This window comes from Plasticicumulans sp. (assembly GCF_035331805.1).
In the GTDB taxonomy this organism is placed as follows: domain Bacteria; phylum Pseudomonadota; class Gammaproteobacteria; order Competibacterales; family Competibacteraceae; genus Plasticicumulans.
The window spans coordinates 1-1862 of sequence record NZ_DAOLKE010000510.1 but is presented as its reverse complement, the minus strand read 5'-3'; the positions used below and the strand labels follow the sequence as shown (position 1 = coordinate 1862).

Below are 1862 nucleotides of genomic sequence, written 5' to 3'. Positions count from 1 at the left end.
ATTCGGACTTCAGTGCATCCCGCTCGTCCGTGATGGCGACGATTTCCTCCCGCAGGCTTTCGAGCTGCGTCTGCAGCGTCGGCAGCCGGGCCTGATGACGGCCGATGTCGTCTTCCAGCGCGTCATGCTGCACACGCAGCGGGTCCAGCCGGCGCTGCAGCTGGTCGACTTCCGCCGCCAGCGGCTCGCGTGCGTCGGTCAGGGACTGCAGCTCCGAATGCCGTGCGTCCGCCTCCTGTTGCAGGCGCTCGATCCGGGCTTCGAGCAGCGTCTGCAGGGCTTGCAGGCGCTGCAGTTCGGCATCGAGCGCTTCATGCCGGGTACGCAGGCTGTCCAGTTGCTGGCGGTGCCCATCGACTTCGGCGGCCAACGGCCCGCATTCGGACTTCAGTGCATCCCGCTCGTCCGTGATGGCGACGATTTCCTCCCGCAGCCCTTCGAGTTTCGCAGCCAGCATCGGCAGCAGGGTCTGCAGGCGCTGGATGTCGTCTTCCAGCTCGCGTGCGCGCCGGGTCAGTGCGTCCTGCTGCTGTTGCAGGCGTTCGGTGTCCTTCAGCAGAGGATCATGCGCGACGCGCAGCGCCGAGAGTTCGGCCTCGACCTGCCCGCGTTCCGTACGCAGGCGTTCCAGCTCGGGGCTCAGGGCTTCGAGTGCCCGGAGGGCCTGCTGCTCGTCGCGCTGCGCCGCATCCCGGGCCTGTCCGGCCGCGGTCAGGGTGGTCTGCGCGTCGAGCAGGCGCGCTCTTGCCTCGCGTTCGGCGGCCTCGATCGCTTCGATTTCGGTCTTGCGCTCATCGAGCAGTGCCAGCGCGGCCCGGGCGCGTTCGGCTTCGCGTTCGAGCTGTCCGGCTTCGGCGCGCCGGATCTGCAGCGTGTCGAGGGTGGTAGCGAGCTGGGTGTGCAGTTCGCCCAGTTCCTCGGCCGTACGGACGATCTCGGCCCGGCGACCGTCGAGGCCGGCGAGGTCTTCCTGCAGATCCCGAAGCTGTGCGCTCAGGGCGTCGCGCCGGGCGGCCAGCGTTTCGGTTTCAGACTGCTGCTGGCTCAGGCCGGCGCGCTGGACGCCGAGCTGGGTGTCGAGCCGGGCGAGTTCTTCGCGTCGCGCATCGAGCCGGGCGACCACGTCTTCGAGAAAGGCCGCTGCCGGCATGCGCCGCAGGGCTGCGCTGTAGTGCAGGCCGCAGACGAGTGCGATCAGCACGCTGATGATGCCGGCCAGCGCGCCGCCGGAAGCAAGCCAGATCAGGGTGTTGGTATCCAGGGTCATGGCGGGGACATCCTTGCAGGCATCAGCGGGGGGCGTCGTCGGGGCTGGTGGCCGTTGCGGCCGGAGCCGGTGCGGGCGCCGGGACCGGGTTCGAGGACGGGGCGGAAGCGATGCTGGTCTGTACGGCGTCGTGTTCGGCGCGCAGGCGCCCGATCTGTTCGCGGAGGGTCAGCACGGTGGCCTGATCCTGGGCGATGCGGGTGTGCAGGGTTTCGCCTTCCGCGGTCTGGGACTTGAGCGTTGCCAGCGTGGCTTCGAGGGCGATGCGCTGGCGATCGAGCCGGTCGACCTCGGCGCCCAGGGATTCCTGCCGTGCACGGATCTGCGACAGCCGGGCCTGCTGGCGTTCCAGCTCGGCTTCGGCCCGGGTCGCTTCGCTGCGGGTGGCTTCGAGGTTCTTGCCGGCCGCCTCCAGACGTGCGGCGTCGGCTTCGAGCACACCCCTGCGGGCCGTCAGGGTGTCGAGCGTTTGCGCGAGCACCGCGACCTCGCGTTCGGCACGCTGCTGCTGTTCCTGCAGGCGCTTCAGTCCGGCCTGGGCCTCGGCCGCGGCGCTGACCGTGCCGTCGAGTTCGGTCTTCTGCTTGCGCAGGCG

2 protein-coding genes are annotated in these 1862 nt (G+C 69.9%); both read right to left on the bottom strand.

Annotation, left to right across the window (positions count from 1 at the left end; genetic code table 11):
• On the bottom strand, positions 1-1267 hold a 1267-nt coding region (locus PKE44_RS18920; RefSeq protein WP_324554325.1), incomplete at its 3' end, for a hypothetical protein.
• A 22-nt stretch (positions 1268-1289) separates the two neighbouring features.
• The coding region (locus PKE44_RS18915; RefSeq protein ID WP_324554323.1) for a hypothetical protein at positions 1290-1862 on the bottom strand (573 nt) is incomplete at its 5' end.